Annotated in this window: 19 protein-coding genes and 1 pseudogene; 8 read left to right on the top strand and 12 right to left on the bottom strand. The window is 69.1% G+C overall.

The annotated features are described in order from the left end of the window. Window positions 1-109: 109 nt before the first annotated feature. Together ACYVJE_RS04870 and ACYVJE_RS04865 are read right to left on the bottom strand one after the other, a co-directional pair. Entirely contained in the window at window positions 110-1,309 is a 1,200-nt protein-coding gene (locus ACYVJE_RS04870; protein WP_461143466.1) for an NAD(P)/FAD-dependent oxidoreductase, read from the bottom strand. Continuing rightward, complete coding sequence (locus tag ACYVJE_RS04865) at window positions 1,309-2,691, bottom strand: MFS transporter (RefSeq protein WP_461143465.1); 1,383 nt, start codon at window positions 2,689-2,691, stop codon at window positions 1,309-1,311. Before ACYVJE_RS04865 ends, ACYVJE_RS04870 begins: the two co-directional genes overlap by 1 nt. 63 nt (window positions 2,692-2,754) lie before the next feature. Between ACYVJE_RS04865 and ACYVJE_RS04860 the strand changes: the two genes are divergently transcribed. After that, window positions 2,755-3,552, top strand: a complete 798-nt coding sequence (locus ACYVJE_RS04860; protein WP_461143464.1) for an IclR family transcriptional regulator — start codon at window positions 2,755-2,757, stop codon at window positions 3,550-3,552. A gap of 272 nt (window positions 3,553-3,824) precedes the next feature. On the opposite strand, the gene ACYVJE_RS04855 is transcribed toward ACYVJE_RS04860, so the two are convergent. Further along, on the bottom strand, window positions 3,825-3,953 hold the full coding sequence (locus tag ACYVJE_RS04855) for a hypothetical protein (protein WP_461143463.1): 129 nt from the start codon (window positions 3,951-3,953) through the stop codon (window positions 3,825-3,827). Window positions 3,954-3,986: 33 nt separating this feature from the next. On the opposite strand from ACYVJE_RS04855, the gene ACYVJE_RS04850 reads away from it, so the two are divergent. After that, window positions 3,987-4,145, top strand: coding sequence for a hypothetical protein (locus tag ACYVJE_RS04850; RefSeq protein WP_461143462.1), 159 nt, complete (start codon window positions 3,987-3,989; stop codon window positions 4,143-4,145). A gap of 197 nt (window positions 4,146-4,342) precedes the next feature. Here ACYVJE_RS04850 and ACYVJE_RS04845 read toward each other — a convergent pair whose 3' ends face one another. Then, a complete protein-coding gene (locus tag ACYVJE_RS04845; RefSeq protein WP_461143537.1) occupies window positions 4,343-5,647 on the bottom strand; it encodes a recombinase zinc beta ribbon domain-containing protein in 1,305 nt (434 codons plus the stop codon). 7 nt (window positions 5,648-5,654) lie between these two features. On the opposite strand from ACYVJE_RS04845, the gene ACYVJE_RS04840 reads away from it, so the two are divergent. Beyond that, window positions 5,655-5,777, top strand: a complete 123-nt coding sequence (locus ACYVJE_RS04840; RefSeq protein WP_461143541.1) for a hypothetical protein — start codon at window positions 5,655-5,657, stop codon at window positions 5,775-5,777. Between the two features lie 177 nt (window positions 5,778-5,954). Here ACYVJE_RS04840 and ACYVJE_RS04835 read toward each other — a convergent pair whose 3' ends face one another. The 3 genes from ACYVJE_RS04835 to ACYVJE_RS04825 all read right to left on the bottom strand — a co-directional run bounded on the left by ACYVJE_RS04835 (window position 5,955) and on the right by ACYVJE_RS04825 (window position 7,964). Beyond that, complete coding sequence (locus ACYVJE_RS04835) at window positions 5,955-6,827, bottom strand: SAM-dependent methyltransferase (protein ID WP_461143461.1); 873 nt, start codon at window positions 6,825-6,827, stop codon at window positions 5,955-5,957. A gap of 105 nt (window positions 6,828-6,932) precedes the next feature. Further along, window positions 6,933-7,505: a transposase gene (locus ACYVJE_RS04830; protein ID WP_461143460.1), complete on the bottom strand. Its 573-nt coding sequence runs from the start codon at window positions 7,503-7,505 to the stop codon at window positions 6,933-6,935. Between the two features lie 87 nt (window positions 7,506-7,592). Further along, window positions 7,593-7,964, bottom strand: coding sequence for a hypothetical protein (locus ACYVJE_RS04825; protein ID WP_459159527.1), 372 nt, complete (start codon window positions 7,962-7,964; stop codon window positions 7,593-7,595). A 182-nt stretch (window positions 7,965-8,146) separates the two neighbouring features. On the opposite strand from ACYVJE_RS04825, the gene ACYVJE_RS04820 reads away from it, so the two are divergent. Both ACYVJE_RS04820 and ACYVJE_RS04815 read left to right on the top strand, forming a co-directional pair. Continuing rightward, on the top strand, window positions 8,147-8,350 hold the full coding sequence (locus ACYVJE_RS04820; RefSeq protein ID WP_461143459.1) for a hypothetical protein: 204 nt from the start codon (window positions 8,147-8,149) through the stop codon (window positions 8,348-8,350). A 383-nt stretch (window positions 8,351-8,733) separates the two neighbouring features. Continuing rightward, window positions 8,734-9,418 (top strand): annotated as a pseudogene (locus ACYVJE_RS04815) (alkaline phosphatase D family protein); the annotation flags it as partial. Window positions 9,419-9,554: 136 nt separating this feature from the next. Here ACYVJE_RS04815 and ACYVJE_RS04810 read toward each other — a convergent pair. From ACYVJE_RS04810 to ACYVJE_RS04800, 3 genes are all read right to left on the bottom strand, one after another. Beyond that, complete coding sequence (locus tag ACYVJE_RS04810; RefSeq protein ID WP_461143458.1) at window positions 9,555-9,794, bottom strand: hypothetical protein; 240 nt, start codon at window positions 9,792-9,794, stop codon at window positions 9,555-9,557. 171 nt (window positions 9,795-9,965) lie between these two features. Then, entirely contained in the window at window positions 9,966-11,162 is a 1,197-nt protein-coding gene (locus ACYVJE_RS04805) for an acyltransferase (protein ID WP_461143457.1), read from the bottom strand. A 673-nt stretch (window positions 11,163-11,835) separates the two neighbouring features. After that, a complete protein-coding gene (locus ACYVJE_RS04800; protein ID WP_461143456.1) occupies window positions 11,836-12,186 on the bottom strand; it encodes a hypothetical protein in 351 nt (116 codons plus the stop codon). Window positions 12,187-12,931: 745 nt separating this feature from the next. Here ACYVJE_RS04800 and ACYVJE_RS04795 point away from each other — a divergent pair. Together ACYVJE_RS04795 and ACYVJE_RS04790 are read left to right on the top strand one after the other, a co-directional pair. Further along, window positions 12,932-14,368 (top strand): LCP family protein, encoded by a 1,437-nt coding sequence (locus ACYVJE_RS04795; RefSeq protein ID WP_461143455.1) that lies wholly within the window; start codon window positions 12,932-12,934, stop codon window positions 14,366-14,368. Window positions 14,369-14,719: 351 nt separating this feature from the next. After that, complete coding sequence (locus tag ACYVJE_RS04790) at window positions 14,720-15,970, top strand: MFS transporter (RefSeq protein ID WP_461143454.1); 1,251 nt, start codon at window positions 14,720-14,722, stop codon at window positions 15,968-15,970. A gap of 301 nt (window positions 15,971-16,271) precedes the next feature. Here ACYVJE_RS04790 and ACYVJE_RS04785 read toward each other — a convergent pair whose 3' ends face one another. Together ACYVJE_RS04785 and ACYVJE_RS04780 are read right to left on the bottom strand one after the other, a co-directional pair. Further along, entirely contained in the window at window positions 16,272-17,315 is a 1,044-nt protein-coding gene (locus ACYVJE_RS04785; protein ID WP_461143453.1) for a hemolysin family protein, read from the bottom strand. Beyond that, a complete protein-coding gene (locus tag ACYVJE_RS04780; RefSeq protein WP_461143452.1) occupies window positions 17,315-18,661 on the bottom strand; it encodes a hemolysin family protein in 1,347 nt (448 codons plus the stop codon). The genes ACYVJE_RS04785 and ACYVJE_RS04780 overlap by 1 nt, the downstream gene beginning before the upstream one ends. Window positions 18,662-19,325: 664 nt before the next feature. On the opposite strand from ACYVJE_RS04780, the gene ACYVJE_RS04775 reads away from it, so the two are divergent. Continuing rightward, the gene (locus ACYVJE_RS04775) at window positions 19,326-21,647 is read left to right on the top strand and encodes a hypothetical protein (protein WP_461143451.1); all 2,322 of its coding nucleotides are present in this window, start codon (window positions 19,326-19,328) and stop codon (window positions 21,645-21,647) included. Window positions 21,648-21,658: the final 11 nt, after the last annotated feature.

The raw sequence follows: 21,658 nt of genomic DNA, 5'->3' as shown, positions 1-21,658 counted from the left end.
GATCTCCTGACAGGGTTTGTGCTTGGGTCGGTCCCGAACCGGTCGGGGTGCTGCAGTTTTCGTTGGTGATGCGGGGAGTGCTCGCTGAAGCAGCGCGTCGGGCTGCGCATCAGTTCTTCGACTCGCGAGCCTCGTCTGAAACGGCTTGGTACGAGAGAGTCATCTCGCGCATGCTGTCGTCGAGGGCTTCAACGTGTCCGTTGGTCGGGCGGTCGGCGCGGTAACTTTCGAGGACGGAAGAGCCCTCCTGGGAAAGGAGGTCGTCGGCCACGTTTTCCGCCAGGGCCGGGGCGAGGTGGACGCCGCTGTGGGAAACGACGTTGTACAGCCGCGGTTCGTTCCGTGCTGGGCCGACGATCGGTAGTCCGTCAGCGGGAACGGGACGCACCCCCACTCGTGTCTCCAGTCGTGCTGTGACTGCGCGTTCCGGGAGGACGGATGAAGCGAGGGCGCGGAGTTCCTCGGTCAGGGCATCGGGTACGGGGGTGCTGCCGTCGCTACCGGGGGGCAGCTTCGCGTCGAGGGGGTAGGAGTGCAGGCACAGGCCGCCGTTCCGGGTCGGGCGGAAGTTGATCGTCCAGAGCGTCCAGATCGAATCCAGATGCAGTCCCGGGACGGGGTCGAGGTAGCCGATCACCCCTGGGAGCAGTTTCAACGGCAGATCGGCACCTGCCATGTTCGCCACGTTTCCGGCACCAGCGCCGGCGCAGTTGATGACGTAGTCGGCCGTCCACACCTGCTCGCCCGAGCGCACTCCGGCGAGGACGTCGCCGCGGTAGTGCAGGTCGGTGATGCGCACGTCCTCGGTGAGCGTCGCCCCTGCGCGCTTGGCTTGGGCGAGGAGGCTGTCGACGTAGGAACGGGTGTCGTACCAGCACGCCTGCGGGTAGACCACGGCGGTGTCCTCCCCGGGAGCGGGCAGCTTCGCGCCCGGGGCCAACTCGTGCAGCTCGGCGAGATCGGCGAGCTGCGACTCGTACCCCCATTCGAGCAGGCGCTCGCGACGTTGGAACATCACATCTCGGTCGTGCGCGTTGGTCCCCCACTCCACTGATGGAGCCGGGAAGCGCCAGCACGGTCGTCCGTATTCTTCGTCCAGCTGTTCGTGCAGCGTGGCGCTGTGCTTCGCCAGCTCGAAGTAGCTGTGCGGCGTCTTCCGCGCGGTGATGTCGATGCCGAACGTGGTGTCCGTTGTGCCCATTCCCGCGCGACCGCTGTCCAGGATCTGGACCGACAGGCCTCGGCGGGCGAGGTTGAAGGCCACCGACACGCCGATGGCGCCGGCTCCGATAATGATGACGTCGCTCATCAAAAACTCTCTTCGGTCGATTGAGCAATGGAGGCGTCGGGTGACGACTGCGGTCGACTTGCTTCGGACAATTCGAGGCGTGTCGTTTCGGGGGCCCACGCCGCGGAAATGACGAGCCCCATGAGGAGAACGCCGCACCCGAGCAGCATGATCGGAGCAACTCCCCACGATGCCATCCCGATCGGGAGGAGGAATGTCCCCACGGCCGCACCGATACGACTCATGGCTGCCGCAAAACCAATTCCCGTGGAGCGGATGTCCGTCGGAAAGATTTCGCTGGGGTACAGCATTTGTAGCACGCTCGACGCGGCGTTAAAAAGAGCGAAGATGATGAAGCAGATCACGACCACGATCGTCGGGGCGTCCGCCCAGACGCCGAGAACGAGAAGCGTCATCGCCGTGACACCGAACGGCCAGATCAAGAGCTTTCGCCGTCCGACGCGGTTGATCAGCAGAGCTCCGACGAGACTGCCGACGAACAGGAACAGGTAGAGCAGGATCTCGCCCAAGGTGGCGTTCACTCGGATGTGCAGGCCGTTCAGCACGCGGGGCAGGAACGTGTAGATGGCGAAGAACGGCGTTACCTGAGCCATCCAGAACAGGCTCGTCAGGGCCGTCTTCCGGACATTGGCGGGGGAGAACAGTGCGCCGTACCTGGTCCGCGTCCGGGGTTCGGCGAGGAGCTCGTCGGCACTGGTGGCACCGAGGTAGCGCTCGGCGATGTCCTGCGCCTCGCTCATGCGCCCCTTGCTCGCCAACCATCGAGGCGATTCCGGTATCCCGATCCGACTGACCAGCATGACGGCAGCAGGTGCAGAACTGCTGGCCAGGATCCACCGCCACAACGACCCGTCAGCGGGCAGCAGCGCCGCGGCGGCCACACCCGTGCTCGCGGACAGGGAAAAGCCCAAGTACCACCACGTGATCATTCCGGCGAGCATCGGGCCGCGGCGCTGCTTGGACATGAACTCAGCGATCAAGGCCCCGGCGATCGCGTAGTCCGCGCCGACGGCCAGGCCCATCACGAGCCTGACGGCGAAAAGCTGCGCGGCGTCCGTAACGACCAGTTGCAGGGCGGAGCACACCAGGAACGTCACGAGGGTGAACAGGAACATCCTCTGGCGGCCGAGCTGGTCCGTGACCCATCCGAAGACCAACCCGCCGATGAACAGGCCGATCAACGACGCGGCACCGATCAGGCCCTGCCAGGACGTGGTCAGCCCGAGCTCGCTGGTCGCGAGCGGCAGCGCCACGCCGATGACGCCCAGGATCCAGCCGTCGCAGAACTTGCCGCCGGAAGCGCAGAAGCCGATCCGTGTTTGGAACCGGTGCACCTGCTTCGCGGTCGGCGTTCCGGCGCCGCTCGGTGCCGAAGTTGACATGAGCTTACCTTCCCGTAGAATGAGAAGTCTTCATGTTGAGCGATAAGCGGTAAAGTAGGTCACATGAGTGGGGCTGTCAATGGAGCCGTCGAACCTCGTCAAGCCCCGAAGGGGGTGGCCGCCCGCGTGGCGGCCGTCTTGGCTGTATTCGTCGAACGGAGCGGTCAAGGAGCGCTGACGGCGAGCCGGATCGCACGTGAAACGGGGCTGTCCGTGCAGACGGTCCACCGCATGCTCGGAGACCTGGCCGAGACCGGGCTGACGATGCAAGATCCGCATTCGAAGCGGTGGACCCTCGGCCCGTTCGCTCTTGGACTCGGAGGGGCGGCCAGCAAGCAGATCACCCTGCGCGACGTCGCGCGCCCGTACTTGGAGCGTCTCACCGAGGCGACCTCGGAGACCTCGGTTCTCGCGTTGCGCGACGGGATCCACGCCACCTATGCCGACTTCGTCGAGAGCCCGCACAGACTGGCTCTGCGGGAGCACGTGGGCATGCGGCTGCCGCTCACGACGGGCGCCTCGCGGGTGGTCATCCTCGCGCACTTGGCGGAGGAAGAGCGGAGCTCCGTGATCGACGCCCTGCACGAGGCGGGACACCTCGAACGGCTCGACGAACTGCAGGGCGAGTGCGTCGAGATCCGCCGGCGCGGATATGCGGTTTCCCGCGGTGTGATCACCGCGGGGGCCGTCGGGCTCGCTGCCCCCATCGTGGTCGGCGATTCGGCGATCGGAAGCCTCATGCTCGCGGCCCCGGAAATCCGCTGCGACGAGGAGGACGAGAAGCGCATCGCCCAGTACCTGGTCGCCGAAGCCCACAAACTCTCTGCTGTTTGCTCCTCCCAACCAGGTGAGGCCGCGTGATCTCGGGCGCCTGCGGGCCACGGGGGTCGGTGGCCCTCGGGAGAGCTGAAACGCCGGGAGGGGAAGGCACGGGCGCGATCCGGCAGGAGCTGCGACGTGCGGCGTCGAGGCGAGGCCCTGGCAGGACGCCGCCTCGCCGGTCGCGCTCTGCCTCGCGGTAAGTATCCGAGGTGTGCACCCGCCCTCGGCAGCGATGTACCGCTGCGGCGTCGCGGGTCCGTCGAGGGCGCGGCAGCGGTCCGGAGGACTGACCCCCGTGGTGACCGGTGTGCTCAGTGGAGGCCCCGCGGATCGTCGCGGCGGAGGGGAGGTTTGCCGGCGAGGGTGACCCAGAGGTTGGGGTCGAAGTGGTCTTGCGGCAGCTGGGCGACCATGTAGCGGACGCTGCGCTCGATCTTCACCCGCCAGCGTCGGGCGGCTTCCTGCTGACCCCGGTGGTCCGCAAGGTGATCAAGGACTACGACCACCAGCGGCGGACCGGTCTCGACCCAGTATTCGACCCGAACCGGCTCGGCATCCGCGGAGCGGACTACTGGGAAGGTGAGAGGGCCGCGGCGGCGACGGTATCCGGCGTCGAGAAGCCGGAGGCGTGACCGGGCCCTCGGTGGCGAGGTCCTCTTCGAATACAGGGCAAACCCTGTTCCTGCTCAGGTCGGTAGCGTTCCGGTGGTCGGTGGCTCCGGGGGATCCGCTCCGCCGAGCTGTTGCTCGGCGGAGCGGAATGCCCGGGCGGCACAGAATCCGCGCTGAGGCCGCGCCGCCCGCGGCGACCTGGTAAGTCCGCACCTGCTCACGACCGGTGTCCCAGTTGGAGTTCGGTTGCCGGAACGAGCGTGGGGATCCGGCTCGGTTCGCCCCCTCCTACACAAGTACGCGTCGTATCTCGCGCGGATGCTGTGTGCAGGTGTGTTGTTCGTGGGCGTGCGCAGCGCTGGCTTCTTCTGCCGTCGTGCGCACGCCCTTGGCCGGGCGTGTGGAGGGCGGCGGCTGTGCTTGGGGGTGAGGTTGGTGTTGCCTCCTCGGGATCATGCTGGCTGGGGGTTCCCTTTCCGGTGCGGCCCCGTTTGCATGGTTGGCGTTGCAGGGCGGGGAGTTCGATCTCCGGTGCTTCGACGACGAGGTCGGTGTGCGCGTCGGTTCCCGTCCGCCTCCGCTGATGTGGCACCGTGCGAACCCCGGCCGGCGATTCTGTGCCCTGCGAGGATGCCGCGGGCGCGGCGTCGCCGGCCGGGACGCGGAACACGGGCACGACGTGCTGGGGCCCGGTGACGCGCACGGTGGCGACGAGTTCTGCGAGCACGGCTTTGGCCTCGGCCTGGGGGCCGGTGGCGAGGACGGTGTCGAGCTGCTCGGTGATGGCCTCGAGGGTGGCCTCGTCCGGGTGGGCGGGTTCGATCAGCTGGGTGGTGAGTTCCTGCTCGCGGGTGGCCAGCTGGCGGTGCGTGCGTGTCAGCTCGTCGACGCGTGTGCTGAGCACGGTGGTGTCGAGTTCGCCGTGTTCGAAGGCGGTGAGGTGTCGTTGCAGGGCTTGGTCGGTGCGGGTGCGTTCGGCGGTGACGGTGTCGTGTTCGGCGCGCAGGTGGTGTTGCTGGGCGCGGGCTCGGTGTTGGGCGGTGGTGACGGCGTCGTGCAGCAGGTGGCGCTGGTCGCGGTAGATGCGGGTCAGGGACTGGAGCACGGCGTGTTCGAGGGCGTCGGCGGCGAGTCGGTCGGCGTTGCAGGCCTCGGTGGAGTAGCGGGCGCGGGTTGAGCAGGTGTAGTAGCGGTAGGTTTTGGTTTTGCCGGTGGAGCGGGTGCCGACCATGGCTGCGTGGCAGTGGGGGCAGTGCAGCAGTCCGCTGAGAAGGAAGTCGCTGGTGGACGGGGTGCAGGTGGTTGGGGTGCGGCGGTCGCGGCGGTGGGTGCGCAGTTGGTGGGCGCGGTCGAAGAGTTCGTGGGGGATCAGCGGGGTGTGGGCCTGGGGCACGTGGGTGTCGCGGAAGGTGAGTTCGCCGAGGTAGAGGCGGTTGGTGAGCACGGCCAGCACGCTGCGTGGAGCGTTCCCGCTTTGGCGGGCTGGACCGTGTCGATGCCCGGACAGCGATCGTCCCAGCATCATCCTGGTGCTGGTCTCGCAGGAGCTGATGCCCAGCAGCCGCACCGTGTCCCCGCTGGCAACGTCGAAGGTATCCCCGCCGGTGACCTCGACCACGGTGGCGGTCCGCGACGCGCCGCCTCCGGGGTAGGCGCCGCCGGGGCCGCGACGCGGCGGGTACCAGGCCAGTCACCAGCACGCCCCGAGGACTGCGGCTTTGCCGCGTCGCATCCGTGGCACAACAACACGCGTGCGGTCGCGCCGACGGTGATCTCGACGACCGTGTCGACCTGCGTTGGTTGGTGATCACGCACCTTGGACAGCGCCGTTAGATCGAGGCTCCCTGGTTACGCGTGCTCGGTGCTGTCGGAGGTGGGGTGGCCGAGGTTTTGTACCCGATGGCAGCGCGGGTGGACCAGGAGGCGGGGATGGTGGTCGGTGGCGCGGTGTGCGCGTGCCAGTGCGTGGTGGGCACGATTCCCGGTTCGATCAACTCGAGCCCCTGGAACAGCTCGGCGAATTGGTCCGGGGTGTGCAGCCGGTAGGGCACGGCCTCGCCGCTGTTGTACTGGTCCTGGGCCTGGGCGTGTTCCGGATTGGTGTTGGTGGCGTCGTTGATGACGAGATAGCTGCCCACCGGGAGCGCGCCCAGCAGCTGATGCACGATCGTCTGGGTACTCGCGTGATCGGGCATGTGGCCCAACACCGCGATGAACAGCAGCCCCACCGGGCGGGTGAGATCCAGTGTCTCGGCGGCGCGGCGCAGGATCGTTGCGGGATCGCGCAGGTCGGCATCCAAATAGTCGGTGGCACCGGCTGGAGTGCTGGCAAGCAGCGCACGAGCGTGGGTCAGCACGAGCGGGTCGTTGTCGACGTAGACGATGCGCGATTCCGGCGCGCATCGTTGCGCGATCTCGTGCGTGTTCTCAGCAGTGGGCAGACCGGTGCCAATGTCTAAAAACTGGCGGATGCCGCACTCGTCGACGAGATACCGCACGGCCCGCGCGAGAAAGCTCCGACTGTCGCGGGCTTGCTGAGTGATGCCGGGAAACATCCGCTCGTACTGCTCGCCTGCCTCGCGGTCCACCGCGTAGTGGTCTTTACCGCCGAGCCAGTAGTTGTACAGCCGCGCCGAATGCGGCACGGTCCCATCCACTCCCGTGTGCGGCTGCTGGCTGGGCGGCAACGCCGATTCACCCATCCTGGCTCTCCTTCCCCGCGGCACGACAACACGCGATGCGAGCAAGATCGTACTCGCTCGGCGGTGTGGTGTCGCGGGGCTGATGCAGGGTTCGGTGACAGCTACTTACGCCGCCGGGCCGGCATAGGCGGCCAAGTGCCCGGCGGAGGCGAACCAGCTCGGATCTCCGGTGGCGGCGAGGAATTCGGCGCCGGGGCGGAAGCCTATGCCGGGCATGGTGGTGATCACTTCGGCCAGTCGGTGGCGGCGAAATCGGCTCTCGATGGCGATATCCAGTTCGGCGATGCGGTCATCGAGGCGCAGCATGTCCTCGGCCAGCCCCGCTACCAGCTGTGCGGTGACCTCCTCGCCGGACATCGTGGTGGTCTGTGTTTTTGCCGCTTCCACCGCGGCCTCGGCGATGGTCGTAGCGGTGGCCTCGCGGATTCCGCCCGTCCCGACTGCCTTGCGGCTCAGGCGCAGCCGCGATGACGGCTGGCTGCGCGCGTGGCAGTTCCGAGTTCTGCGCGGTTTCTGGTGTTGCCGCAGAACCGGCGACGGTGCTGCGGCGCTGTGGGCAGTGGGCCGCCGAGCCGGAAGAAACCACCGGCCCCGGCCCGCCGCCGACGGCTGCAGCAGCACTCGGCCGTGCTGGATGCCTTGTGGGAAGCCGCCGCGCAGCACGGCGACCAGGTGCATCCGTGCGCACGGTCGCCGCCTGCGCACGAGTCTCGGTGCCGACGCACCGAGGGCAGCGGTGGAAACAGCGCCGGAACCCGTGCCGGGTCAGTTGAGGCCGGCCTTGCCTGGTAGTGCGCGCCGCGGTGGGCAGACGTGCTCGGTGCCGCAGACGTCGAGGCAGTCCACGTGCACCCCGCTGTGCCAGGCCCCGGGTGGGCACGCCGCGCCGTGGCCGAGGCATTCCTCGGCGCCGGTGCGGTGTTCGATGACGTTGTGCTCGCAGCGCAGCGCGAGGCAGTAGCGGCACTGCTCGGGAGCGAAGACGCATTCCTCGGCCCGGGCGTGGTACCCACCGGTGCAGGTGGTTCCGCGGGAGCAGGGCCCTTCGGTGCCGTCGACGTGCTCGGTCACCGTGCCGGAACATTCCGGCGGCAACGCCGTGCCGAACGGGACGCGGGAGAGGCTGTTGACCTTCATAGCGGCATCCTGCCGGGATCGTGCCACCTCCGCACGCCGCTTCGGGGCTGCCGTGCCGCCGCCGCGGCACTCTCCTTCCATCGGATGATCGTCCTTTGCGACCGTCGGTGATCGGCGTGGCCGAGGAGATGCGTCGGTCTCGCCGAGGGCGGATACTTTTCCCGGGTGAAAGGAGTGCTGGGATGGCCGAGCGCCGTGACCGCGACCGCACCATCGAGGTGAACACCGCGGCCTACCTGCTCGAGCGGGGCGAGCTCGACGACGACGTGCCCGACTCCGGTCCCTCCGACTTCGCGGAGGGTCCACGGGGCCGGGGCTGTTCGCGGCCGGATTCCGGCGCGGCCGGAGACGGCACCGCGGCGGACTCCCGCGCCGGTGATCGGTGACCGAGTTCCGCCTTGCCACCCGTCATGCGACGACGCGGCGCGCGCCGGTCGCCGCGGAGCGGCACGCGTCCTACCAACGCATGATCACCCGGTGATGCGCATCAGCGCATCGGGCATGCGCATCACCGCGCATCCGCTTCAGTGGGGTCGGGTTTCCAGCGATGGTCAGGAACGCGTTCACCTCGTGGTTCTCGCAGTTCAGGACAGTCAGCGTTTTCGACCTGGCCCGGATCGCTGATCATGCTCAGGGCGATCGGGGCGTGATCGAGGTCGAAGGCGCGCGCAGCTGTGGCGTCTGTCTCACCTCGAGCCCGGTGCCTGGTTCACGTGTTCGTCGTGTCGGTGTGACGAGTGCGCCACTGCGGACGTGTCGACACCGTCCCGTGCGCCTGAATCGACGTGCTCTCCTCCGCCACGGAGCCACCGGTCTTGGCCTGGCCGCCACTGGTCTGGCCGTGTCCCCGACCGCCACTGCAGCTCCCGGGTTCGTCCGCGCCGATCGTCCGGTGCTCACGCACGGCGCGCAGCTCGGTGATCCCCGACAGGACGGCGCCGTGGTGTGGACCCGAGCGGACCGTCCGTCCCGGATGTTCGTCGAGGTCGCCCGCAACTCGGAGTTTCGCGCCGCCGTGCGGATTCCCGGCCCGATGCTCACCCCGAGGCCGACGGCACCGGCGAGCTGCTGCTGACCGGCCTGCCACCGGGACAGGAGATGCACTACCGCGTCATCGCCCAGGATGTCGAGGGTCGCGCCGACAGCGAACCACTGACCGGCAGGTTCCGCACCGCGGCCGTGGACCGGCGGGACGTACGTTTCCCGTGGTCGGGCGACGTCGCCGGACAGGGCTGGGGGATCAACCCGGATATCGGGGCATGCCGATCTACTCGGCGATGACCGCCCGCGATCCCGACTTCTTCCCGCACAGCGGCGACACCGTGTACGCGGGCGGACCGGTTTCGGAGTCCGTGACGCTGCCGGACGGCCGGGAGTGGCGCAACATCGTCACCCCGGGGAAGTCCAAGGTGGCGGAAACGCTAGCCGAGTTCCGCGGCCAGTTCGCCTCCAACCCACCCAGGACGGTTCAGTTGCAGCAGTACTGCTGCTGGTGTTCTTCGTCGGCCAAATTCTCCGCGCCGGGACTCGGCCGTGCTCGACTGCCCCGCGGAGTCCCCTTCTGGGGCGCCCGTTCCGAGCGCGGAGGATTCACGTTTCCTGGTCGTTTTGACCGCTTGAGGGTTGATCGCCCGCGGTGAGCTTCAAGAGGATCCACAGCGCTGCGAGGAGCCCGCCGAGCAGCGTCACGGGGTTGGCAAGAGTGTCGATATAGGCGTTTTCGTCGATTCTTCGGAATCCGGTGAGCGTCGATCGGCCGACCAGGACCAGCAGTGGGAGAAAGAACAGGAGAGTGAACAGCCCGAGGAGATTGGTGTATGTGTTGCGCATGATCCCTCAGTGCATTCTGTTGACGGTGCCGGGGCCTTTTCAGGGGCCGGTGTCACCGTAGCGGTGAATAGGCAGCGATGCGAATGCGACTGCACGCACCACGCCGCGCGGCCCCCGCGGCGGTTGGAGCTTCGCCGGCAGGCTCTGCTACCTCGTCGTCCGGCGGGCTGGTCATGAGTTGCGGGGATGTCCGAACTGCGGGAGCGGGGGCCAGGGAAGTCGGGCCCGTCCGGTGAGGGCGCGGCTGCCGGGGAGGTGGCGCAGGAGTTCGGTCAGCAGCACGGTGCCGGCGATGGTGGCCAGGTACAGCAGGGCGAGGCTGGCCAGGGGGCCGATCGTGGCGGCGAGGGCGCGGAAGGGGGCGAGCAAGGCATCGAGGACGAGCGGGTGGGCCAAGAAGATCCCGAAGGAGCGCTCGGAAGCGTAGGTGATCACGCGGGAGGCCCGGTCGCCCGGTCGCCGGTGCACGGCCCACCAGCTGCCGACGGCGTACAACGTGGCCAGCACGGTGAGGAAGTACGGCACCAGCCAGGGCTGGAACACGGTGCCGGCGCGCAGCGGCGACATGCCGTGGGCCACGACGGTCCAGTAGCAGGCCTGCGCCAGCAGTGCGGTACCGGCGAGCGCGGCCAGGACGATCCGGCCGTGCCGGCGCACCCAGGCGTGGATCGCGTCGAAGTGCCACGCGGTGAGCATGCCGACGAGGGCGTAGAGCTGGTAGGCCGGCAGCATCACGTCGATGTGCTCATCCAGTACGGGCGTCCACAGGCCTGTCCGCGGGGCGTAGCTGGCCAGTCCGGCCAGGGCCAGCTGTGCGGCGATGCTGGCCGCGAGCAACCATCGGTGCTGGCCGGCGGTGGCGCGCACCAGCCGCAGCAGTGCGGGGAAGACGAGGTACATCTGCAGGGTGACCAGCAGGAAGTACAGGTGGTACCAGTGTCCGCCGGTGACCAGGCCCAGCAGGAGGCCGTCGAGGGCGTCCTCGAGGGTGGTCTGCGGCCAGGCGCCCCAGGTGAACCGGATCCAGTACACCACGCTCCAGGTCAGGTAGGGCGCGGCAACCCAGGGGAAGCGTTTGCGCCAGAACTGCCGCGCCGGGAGGGGACGGCGCAGGGCCTGGTAGGTCAGGACGAACCCGGTCAGCGCGAAGAACGCCTCGCGGGTGAAGTGCAACAGCATCTGCACCGCGTGCGAGGGCATGCTCGGCAGCAGCGCCGCCCCGCTGAGCACGTGGATCAGGATCACGCTGGCGAAGCTGAGTACCCGGAACAGGTTGATCTGGTACAGATGCCCACCCTCGGATCGCGCCCGCTGAGCGGTCGACGGGTGGTGCGTGCTGGGTGTGTGGTGCGGTTCGTGCGAGGGCATGGGGCTACTCAGCGTCGTCTCACGAAAGTGACCAGGATGTTGACGAACCGGATCGAGTACTCGTCGGGCACCGGCAACGAACCTTTCTTCCCCGCCAGCGCGGCAGCCGGGGCTTGCTGGTTCCTGGACCGGCCGCGCCGTGATCGGACACGTGTGCGGAACAACTACAGCACACGCATGTCCGACACGAGGAACCGCCTGAGCAGGAAAGGGGGCGGTATTTCAGCCGACGTGCTCGGCGCGAGGCCCGGATCGTCACATTGGGCATTGAGTCATCACGAGCCGTGATATGTGAAACACCACTGCGCCCCTCCGTTGACGACAGACGCCGTTTCTGTGCCGCAATGCGCCCCACACAGGAGCGTGAACCTCTCGGTCAGCCATCAAGTGTCAGCCCACGACTATGCTCGGTGACATGGGGACCGGTGATCGGACTCGTTCGTCGGAGCGGTCGTGGTGGCGGAAGCTGTGGCCGTTGACTCTCGTGTGCGCAGGTATTGCGGTGGTCATGCTGCTGGTGTTTCTCGCCAGCTGAACGTTGCGCGCCAACGTTGTGCGTGAGAACGCGTCAGCCCCGGTGGGGCGTCCCGAAGGGGGGTGCCTTCGGGGCGCGGCAAGCGCCCAGCCAGGATGTTGGGCGCGATCAGCGTACTCGCTGGCCGGGACTTCCGGGTCATCGAGTCGTGACAGCGGCGTCGTGGTCTTGGGTGCGGTGGCGGCGACGTGTGACGACGACGGTGCCGAGTACCGCGAGAACCACGGCTCCGAGAACGAGCCAGCTGGCCTGGCCGAGGATGTCTTCGAGGTAGCGCACGGCGGCGCCGAGGGGCACGCTGGCGGTCAGCAGTGCGAACATGTCCGGCGTGGTCACTGTTGCCGCGGTCAGCAGTAGGCCGCTTTCGCCGGGGACGGCGAAGCCGAGGCCGAGGGTGCATTCGGCCAGGGCCAGGGCGGCGGTGGCGGCGATGAGCGCGGGCCGCGGCAGCGTGCCGAGCGCGGCGAGCAGGTCGCTGATGCCGGGCACGGGCCCTCCTCCGGTTCAGAGGTGTCGGCACATCGGGGGTAGCTGGCTTCGCCCAGACGGGTCTGACCCTACCGACATGTGGCCCCTCGTGGCACAGACTGGCTGAACGTGTGGACCATGGAACGAGGCCGACCGGGGGCAGCGGCGACCTGATGCAGCACGCGCGCCAGTGCACGGGAGGTGGATGTTGGCAGGCGCCGACGGCCCGCGCAGACGACCCCCGCAGGGGCGGGAGCCGCGCGGAGGCCACTCCCAACCCGGCCCGCCGGCGCAGCAACCTCCTCAGAGGCCGGCACAGCGGCCTTCCCAGGGACCGGCGCAGCAGCCTCCCCGGGAACAGGCACAGCGTCCTGGCCACGGTTCGCCGCAGAACCCCGCGTCCCGGCACGGTCCCGGCGCGCCCCCTCCGGATCAACGCGGTGGCAGGCCGCAGCGAGCTGCGCCACCCGCCCCGCCCCCGCGGCCGGCACGGCCTGACACCGCCCGGGGACGGCGTGAGCAGGAACCGGGCCCGGCGTTTCAGGGCTCGCTGACCGGGCCGGTGCAGCCACCACCCCACTCGGAGACGTCCGCCCGCGCTCGGAGCGGTGCGGAAGCACCACGGCGTGCGCCCCAGCGAGACCAACCGGTCGACGGTACGGGCTCTGGCCGACCGGCTGCTGGCACGGCCGGCGCCGAGCCCACGGTCCGGGTGCCGTCGTCCTCGGGCAGTGGCCGCTGGTTGTCGCCGCGGTGGCGTGCGGGGTTGCGCAGCGCGCTGGCGGTGGTCTCGGCCGTGGTGCTCGTGGTCACCGGATACGGCTGGGTGGCATTGCGGGATCTCGGGGCGGGGATGAACACCAGCGAGGTCACGGCTGGCGCCGGTGCGGACGGGGCGACCGACATCTTGTTGGTCGGCAAGGACAGCCGCACCGATGCGCAGGGCAACCCGTTGCCGCAGGAGGTGCTGGACAAGCTGCAGGCCGGTGACAATGACGCGAGCCTGACCGACACGTTGATCCTGCTGCACATTCCCAACGACCGCTCCCGTGCGGTGGCGTATTCGATTCCGCGGGACACGTACATGTCGTTGCCCGACGGCTACGGCGAACACAAGATCAACTCGGTCTACGGTCGAGCCAAGAGTGAGGCCGAGCAAGACCTGCAGCAGCAGGGTATGAGCAACCCCTCCGAGCTGCGCCGCCGGTCCGCGGAACAGGGGCGCGAGTTGTTGGTGGATTCGGTCGAAAAGCTCACCGGGGTGGGAGTGGATCACTACGCCGAAGTGAACCTGCTGGGCTTCTACCGGTTGACCCAGGCCGTCGGCGGGGTGCAGGTGTGCCTGAACGAGCCGGTCGACGACCCGTACTCGGGTGCGGACTTCTCCGCAGGGGTGCAGACGGTGTCCGGCTCGCAGGCGTTGGCGTTCGTGCGCCAACGGCACGGCCTGCCGATGGGGGATTTGGACCGGGTGCAGCGCCAGCAGGCGTTCCTGGCCGGGCTGGCCCGGTCGATGCTTTCCAGCGGCACGCTGGCCAACCCGGGCCGGTTGGGCGAGATCTTCGACTCGGTGCAGGACTCGCTCGTGCTCGACGACGGGTGGGACGTGCTCTCCTTCGCCCAGCAGATGCAGGGCCTGGCCGGCGGTGACCTCACCTTCGACACGATCCCGGTGGAAAACCCCGCCTACGACACACCCGAGGGCGAGGCCGTGAAAGTCGACCCGGACGAGGTGGCCGAGACGATCCAACGCGTCAACGACGGTCGCCCGCCCGAGCCACGGCCACCCCGGCAGTTGGCCCAGGCCACGGTGGACGTGCGCAACACCACCGACATCACCGGACTGGCCGGACGCGTCTCCGAGGACCTCGCCGCCGACGACGTGCCCGTCGGCGATACCGGCAACGCCGATCCGCGCGAGACCTCACAGGTGCGCTACGCGCCGGGCGAGAAGCAGGCGGCCGGGTTCGTCGCCGATCGCCTCGACGGGATCCCCACGCGAGAAGACCCCACCCTGACTCGGGGAGAGGTCCGCGTGCTGCTGGCCGATGACTACGACGGCCCCGCGCTGCAAACCAACGTCGCCGCACAAGGCCCGGTGCAGCTGGACGGCTCCGCCCACCAAGCCCCCGCCGCCCCTGCGGCGCCACCGGAGCCGAGCGACGACGCCATCACCGCCGACGACATCCCCTGCGTCAACTAGCACCCGTGGCAAGGCCACCGTGCGGCAGGCGCGACAGGTACGCGTGCGGGCGTGACCACCTTCTCCGCGGCCGACCGCACCGCCCCGCTCCCGCAACGCGCCGAGCGTGGCCCGACCACCTCCAGGCCAGCGGCGATGACGAGGCGGTGCACCCGCGAGGGTGGCGATCTCGCCGTCGTCTCGGGCGCACCAGTTCGCCGCCGGAATCGAGGTTGAGGCGGCCGCGGCCGCACGGGGGTTCCTGGGCTCCGGCTTCCAACGAAGCTGATTACCGTGCAAGCCCCTACCCTTGCCCATGTGGCCACAACACCTGTTCCTGCGTCGTCGAGGGTCCGCCGGGGGCGGCGTGCCGTGATCAGCTGGGCCTTGTGGGACTGGGGCTCGGCGGCGTTCAACACCATCATCGTGACCTTCGTCTTCACGGTCTACCTGACCGATACCGTGGCCCCGGACCCGGACAGCGGCTCGCAGGGCCTCGGCGCCGCCCTGGCCGTCGCGGGATTGCTCATCGCGGTACTCGCGCCGATCACCGGACAACGCAGCGACGCCGGCGGCCGACGCAAGCTGTGGCTCGGCATCCACACTGGCCTGGTCGTTGCGAGCATGGGCGGGCTGTTCTTCGTCCGGGACGAGCCTTCCTACTTGTTGCTGGGGCTGGTGCTCCTCGCGGTCGGCAGCGTCTTCTTCGAGTTCGCCCAGGTCAACTACAACGCGATGCTCGTGCAGATCTCCCGACGGGAAACTGTCGGGCGGGTCTCGGGTTTCGGCTGGGGGATGGGCTACTGCGGTGGCCTCATCGCGCTGGTGATCGTGCTGTTCGCCTTCATCCGACCTGAGGTCGGCCTGTTCGGCGTGACCAGCGAGGACGGTCTGAACATCCGGGCGGTCGCGGTGTTTTCGGCGCTGTGGTTCGCGATGTTCGCGCTGCCGGTCTTGCTCTTCGTACCGGAGAACCCGCCGTCGCAGGACGCGCGGCGGCTCAGCTTCCTCGCCAGCTACGTCGCGCTCGGCAAACGGCTCAGGGACATGTGGCGCACCGAACGCCGCACCCTGTGGTTCCTCGGAGCCAGTGCCCTCTACCGCGACGGACTGGCCGCCGTGTTCACCTTCGGCGGCGTGCTCGCCGCGGGGACCTTCGGTTTCAGCGCCGCAGAGGTGGTGCTCTTCGCGATCGCGGCCAACCTCGCTGCCGGTCTCGGTGCGATCACCGGCGGGTGGCTGGACGATCTGCTCGGGCCGAAACGACTGATCGTCAGTGGCTTGCTCGCGCTGATACTGATGGGCATCGTTCTGATGGTCCTCGAAGGAAAAACGGTGTTCTGGGTGTGCGGGCTGGCACTGGCCATCTTCGTGGGACCGACCCAGTCGGCCAGTCGCACCTTCCTGGCCCGGATCAGCACCTCGGCCCGTCAAGGAGAAGCGTTCGGCCTCTACGCGACGACCGGGCGGGCGGTGAGCTTTCTGGGGCCGTTGGCCTTCAGCGGTTTCATCGCCGTGTTCGGCGTCCAACGGGCGGGCATAGCTGGAATCGTGCTCGTCCTCGCACTCGGCCTCATCGCGCTCCTCCCCGTCCGCGCTCCGGAACACCAACGGGAGAGCTGACGAACGCGGCGGCGGAGACCCAGGTCGCGGCCGTCAACGGCGGCTCGGAGGACAAGGGCGGCATCGCGATGCGCAACGTCCAGTTCACCTTCCCGCAGGCCGGCGAGGTCCACCCGGAGGGATCCTCCGCCCCGGTGCAGGGCATGGTCATCAATTCGGGGGAGACCGCTGACCGCCTCGTCGGGGCCTCCAGTTCGTACGCGGCCTCGGTCGAGGTCAGCGGTGCGACCGAGCTGCCCGGTGACAGCGCCCTGCACGCCTACGGCGCGCCTGACCCTCCGTCGCGGTGCTCTTCCTGCGGTTACACCGATCGGCGATGGGCGGTGTCGCGGATTTCGCCGACGAGTTCTTCGAGCACGTCTTCCAGGGCGACGACGCCGAGGACGGTGCCGTGGGTGCCGGTGACTCGTGCCAGGTGGGTGCCTTGGCGGCGCATGGTGTGCAGGGCTTCGTGCAGCGGGGTGCGCGCCGGTACTGTGGGCAACGCGCGCAGTGCCCCGGCCAGTGGCGGCTGTCCCGGTTGCGGTGCGGTTCGGGCGGCGGAGAGCACGTCGCGCAGATGCACGTAGCCGGTCAGTTCACCCGCGGCGTCGGTGATGGGAAACCGCGAGAATCCGGTGCGCGTGGCCGTGGCCTGCACCGTCTGCGGGCTGGCCGCGGCCGGCAGGGTCACCAGTTCCCGCAGGGGCAGCAGCACCGAGCCCACCGTGTGCTGCGGGAACTGCAGTGCTCGTTCCAGCAGCTCGTGTTCTGCGCTGGGCAGCATGCCGTGTTGGTGGGACTCGTCGATCAACGCTGCCATGTCGTCGCGGCTGTAGCTGGCGGCGACCTCCTCGCGCGGGGTCACCCGCAGCAGCCGCACCAGACCGTTGGCCAGGGCGTTGAGCACGACCACGGCGGGTTTGACCACCCGCACGAGGCCGTACAGCGGCGGTCCGAGCAGCAACGCGGCTCGTTCCGGCGCGGCCAGGGCGAGGTTTTTCGGCACCATTTCGCCGAAGACCATGTGGAAGTAGGTCACCACCGCGAGGGCCAGCACGAACGCCGTCGGGTGCAGCAACCAGTCCGGCAGGCCCGCGGCGGTGAACGGGGCCTCGAGCCAGTGCGCCACGACCGGCTCGGCCACCGCACCCAGGCCCAGTGAGCACGCGGTGATGCCGAGCTGGGCGGCGGCCATCATCAGCGACACGCGTTCCATCGCGTGCAGCGTCACTCGCGCCATCCGTCCCCCGGAGGCGACGCGCGGCTCGATCTGACTGCGCCGCGCCGAGATCAGGGCGAACTCGGCACCGACGAAGAAGGCGTTGCCCCCCAACAGCACGACGGCCAGCAGGATCGATCCCATCAGGCGTGCTCCTCCTGCCCGGTATCGTTCGCCGGGTCCGCCGGTTGCCACTGCAGGTCGACGCGGTCGACGCGGAATCCGTCCATCCGCCGCACCGTGATCACCACGCTGCCGTCCGGCAGGGCAAGGGTGAGCACGTCCCCCGCGGTCGGGATCCGTCCCAGCGAGTACTGCACCAGGCCGCCGATCGTGTCGTACTCGCCGTGTTCCGGCAGCGCGACCCCGGTCAGCTCAGCGACTTCGTCGGGTCGGGCCAGCCCCGAAATCGTCCACACCCCGTCCGATCGTTGCCGGATCGGCGCGCCGCCCGGGTCGTGTTCGTCACTGATCTCGCCGACCAGTTCTTCGAGCAGATCCTCCAACGTGACGACCCCGGACGTGCCGCCGTATTCGTCGACCACGACGGCCAACTGCATGCCTTGGCGGCGCAGCAGTGACAGCAATCCGTCGAGGTCCTTGCTTTCGGGCACCAGTACTGGAGGGGACATGACCGTGTTCACCGGCTGGTGAGGCTGCTCGTGCTCCGGCACGGCGACGGCCTGTTTGAGGTGCACCACTCCGACCGGATCATCCGCGCTGTGCCCGACAACGGGGAACCGGGAATGCCCCGTGGTCTCGGACAATGCGACGACCTCGCCCACCGGCGCTGTTGCCGCCACGGTGCGCACCCGCCGCCGCGGCGTCATCACCTCGGCGGCGGTCTTCGCGCCCAGCGCCAGCGAGCGCGACACCAGCCGCACGGTTTCGGCGTCCAACGTGCCCTGCTCGCCGGAATGACGGGCCGTCCAGGCCAGTTCCTGCGGTGACCGGGCCGAGGCCAGCTCTTCCTGCGGGGAGACCCCCACCATCCGCAACGTCGCGTTGGCCGAGCCGTTCAACACGCGGATCAACGGCCCCGCCGCGGTCGTGAACCCCCGTTGCAGCGGCGCGGCCACGCGGGCGATGGGCCACGGACGCGCGATCGCGAGATTCTTCGGCACCAACTCGCCGAACACCATCTGCACGCCGGTCGCGACCACGAAAGCGAGGGTGAACGCCACCGGCGTGGCGGCCTCTCCCAGCCCCACCGCCTGCAGCGGGCCGCGCAGCAGCCTCCCCAGGGAGGGTTCGGCGACGTAGCCCACGACCAGGCTCGTGACCGTGATGCCCAACTGGGCACCCGACAACTGCGTCGACAACGACCGCAACGCGGACGCCACGCCTCGTGCGCGTCGATCGCCCGCTTCGGCAGCACGATCCACTCGCGCCCGGTCGACCGTGACCAACCCGAACTCGGCGGCCACGAACACCGCGTTCGCCCCGACCAACACCACCGCCAGCCCGAGCAAGACCCACTCAACGGCCACAGGCCCCACCCCGGTCACGAGCGCACATCCACATCACGGCCACACAACTCACCCTAAAAGGTCGAACACGCCGCAACGCGGGCAGGCGCACGACTGCCCGACGCGCGGGAACGGTCCAGGTGCATGGCACAGCTGCGCGAGCCGCAGTCTGATCAGGAACGGAGTCCGCCGGACGACGAGGGCGCGTGCAATGCTGTGGACGATCATCGGCGCCGCCACCCTTCGTGTGATCTGCGACAAGGTCACCGGGCGCAAGCGCCTCCGCGAGTGGCCGCACAGCAGTGTCTCCCCGTAGGACGGGGTCGGTTCCGCGACCCTCCGATGCGGCGAGTCCCGGGGACGCGTCCACTGGCTCGCCGTTCGATCGAACAAGCAGGCGGGCCCAGGTTCGTCGACGGTGCAAGCCGGTCGCGACCAAGCGTGCCACGTACACCGCACAGATGGGGCCGTCCTGCGTGACACGTCCGTCACGCGACCAGCGATTCCGAGCGGGCTCGAAGTGTCGCCGCAGCCGCGAAATGCGACAATTCAATTCCGGCGATCATGTCAAATCGTTCTTTTTCGTCCCGATGCGGGGTGCAATCCGAGCCTCTTTAGAATGCTTGCTCGTCCAGCGGGCCGCCGACATGCGCGCCCGAGTGCCGAGCAGGGGAGCAACCACCGCATGAGCGCTGAGACGACGCGCGAACGAAGTCCCCACCTGCCGCCGTCTGCGCCGCTCGATGAGCACGCAGCCGACACGGCCGCCCGGCCTGCGGACCACCCGGCAGCAGCGGGCCGGCGCCGGTGGTTCGCTGGTCGGTTCGACCCGGCCTACTGGGCGGTCGGGGCGTTGTCGGCGCTGCTGTCGACGTGCTTCATCCTGATCAGCCTCTCCTACAACGACTGGACGTTCGTCCCGCCGCTGGATGACGTCTACATCCACCTGCAGTACGCCGCGCAGTTCGGCTCCGGCCACCCGTTCGAGTACAACACCGGTGATCCGGTCAGCAAGGGCGCGAGCAGCCTGCTCTACGTGGTCGTGCTCGGAGGCTTCGCCGCGCTCGGAGTGCAGGGCCACGCCCTGCTGGCCACGGCCATGATCTTCGGGGCCGTGTGCATGGCGCTCACGGCGGTGTGCGTCTGCGCGATCGGCGGCCGGCTCGCGGGCCGCGCGGTCGGCATCTGGGCCGGCCTGCTCGTCGCGGTGAACGGAGCGCTGGTCTGGGGCGGTGCCAGCGGCATGGAGATCGGTGTCGTCGCCGTCCTGCTGGCGGCGACGACGTGGGCCGTGGTCGTCGAAGCGCCGCGCGGGCGGTTCGTCCTCGCCCCGGTCCTCGGGTTCGTCACCTCGCTGGCCCGCCCGGAGGCCTTCCTCTTCGTCGTCGTGCTGACGGTCGCGATGTCCTGGATCGCCCTGCGCCGCGCCCGCGCAGCGGGCGAGCGGTTCCGCGGGCTCGTGCGCCTGGCGCTGCTGCCGCTTCCGGTGCTCGCCTACGGCGGCCAGTCGCTGTTCTACCTCGCGGCGACCGGGAGTTCCTCGGCCAACGGGATGCTGGCGAAGTCCCTGCTGCACGAGCCGATCTTCTACCCGACGGAATTCGCCGGCGCCGCGCTGGCCCACTTCACCGAGTTCGTGCGGGTGTTCACCGGTCTGGAAGGCTTCGACTTCCTCTTTCCCGCGGCCCTGATCGCCGCGCTGGCGGGCGTGGTGCGGCTCGCCCGGCGGCAATCGGACCACTTCCCGATCGCGCTGGCCCTGTTCGCGGGTTTCCTGCTGGTGCTGTTGGCGATTTCGACGATGAGCACGCCCACGGTGCACCACCTGCGCTACGTCCAGCCGTTCCTGCCGATCCTGGTGCTGCTGGCCGCGGTCGGCCTGCACGGCCTCGCCTCCGCGCTCGACTCGCAGCGCGGCCGCGGGCGAGCGGGAGCGTTCGTGTTCACCGGCGCGCTGCTGTTCACCGTGGTGCACACGCCGGGATGGGGCATTCGACTCGGTCAGCAGGCGGCCGGCATCCGCGACCAGCAGGTCTCCATCACCACCTGGGCGAATCGCCACCTGCCCGCCGACGCCGTCGTGGCGGTCAACGACGTCGGCGCGCCGGCGTTCCTCGGCGAGCACCGGATCGTCGACCTGATCGGCCTGGCCACGAACGAGCTCACCGTGCCCAGCACCCACGGCGCCGGGAGCTTGTACGAGGCGCTGCACGACATGCCGGAGCAGCAGCGCCCGGACTACTTCGTGGTCTTTCCCAACTGGTCGGTCCACGACCTCGTCCACGGCGGCGTGTTCGCCGGCAAGCCGCTGGCGACCTTCCGGCTCGACTCGCCGACCTACTCCCACACCGCCCCCGGCGGGAGCAGCACCTGCCAGGCGGCCCGCTACTGCAACGTCGTGCACATCCACCGCGCCGACTGGGACGCGGCCGAACCCGACACCACCCCGCTCAAGGCGATGCGAGCCGGCACGGTCCGCGACCACGTCAACGTCGCCGACCTCGACGACGAACGGGCCCACGACTACCAGGTCGACCCGGCGCACACGGGATTCCAACCCACCACCGACCTGGACACCGAGCGCACACGACGGGGGCAGGTCGTCGACAGCGGTCGGAAAGTCCTCGGCGGGGAAACGATGACGGTCCGCCACCTCACCCCGGGGCTGCCGTTGACGATCACCGGGCGCATCGAGGCCGTCGACGACGAGACCTCGCCATACGGCATCGAGGTCTCCGTCGACGGACGCCGCGTCGGCTCCTGGCACCGCGCGGACGCCCGCGCCGGCTGGGCCGAACCCACCTTCACCATCCCCGCCCGGTTCGTCACCGACGAGAGCCTGCGCCTCCGGTTCGGCTCGCACGATGCGTTCCTCAGCCCCCTGCCCGACTACGTCTCCTACGGCTACTGGTTCAGCCAACACCCCGCCGACAGCGGAAACCGCGATGGGCGCACCGCCCAGGCCTCCGCACGAACCGCAGACCAGCCTGCCGCGCACACCAGTTGAGCACCCGTTCG

Source organism: Salinifilum aidingensis (genome assembly GCF_054782015.1).
Note: the sequence above shows the minus strand (reverse complement) of the source record. Positions and strands in the feature narration are given on the sequence as shown.